We start from the raw sequence: 503 nt of genomic DNA, 5'->3' as shown, positions 1-503 counted from the left end.
GAACCCGGCGAATACACCTACACCATAAGCAAACCCGGCTACAAAGAGACAACCGGTACAATCACCATAACCGATCGGGACGAGACCATAACCGTAACCTTAGAAACATCAATCAGTATTGAATTAAGCAAAGATACAGCCCAGGTAGGCGATACAGTAACAGCATCCGGTAAAACAGCCCCCAACGCCTGGGTACCAATAAAAGTGGTAGACGAAGCTCAGAATATAATATTCTTTGATAGCAAAAAATCCGACGCCAGCGGCAACTACAGCATTGACTTTAAAATACCTGCAGGCGCCACCGGCACATTAACAGTAGTAGTGGGAGAAGGCACCAACGTAGCAACTAGAACCCTAACCATAGAACCAGTAACCCCAGTCACCTATAAACTAACCTTTGCAGTAACACCCACAGGCGCAGCCATCGTAGTCAAAGACAGCGAAGGGAACGCAAAAGCAGCAGAAGAAGACGGGACCTACAAACTAGAACCCGGCGAATACAC

At 47.5% G+C, this 503-nt stretch carries 1 protein-coding gene; it reads left to right on the top strand.

The window, feature by feature from the left end; all coding sequences use genetic code 11:
• The coding region (locus SPSYN_RS15450; RefSeq protein WP_161823379.1) for a PEGA domain-containing protein at nucleotides 1-503 on the top strand (503 nt) is incomplete at both ends.

The sequence above is a fragment of the Sporotomaculum syntrophicum genome (genome assembly GCF_009932395.1).
In the GTDB taxonomy this organism is placed as follows: domain Bacteria; phylum Bacillota; class Desulfotomaculia; order Desulfotomaculales; family Desulfallaceae; genus Sporotomaculum; species Sporotomaculum syntrophicum.
This window is presented reverse-complemented; position numbering and strand designations above follow the sequence as displayed.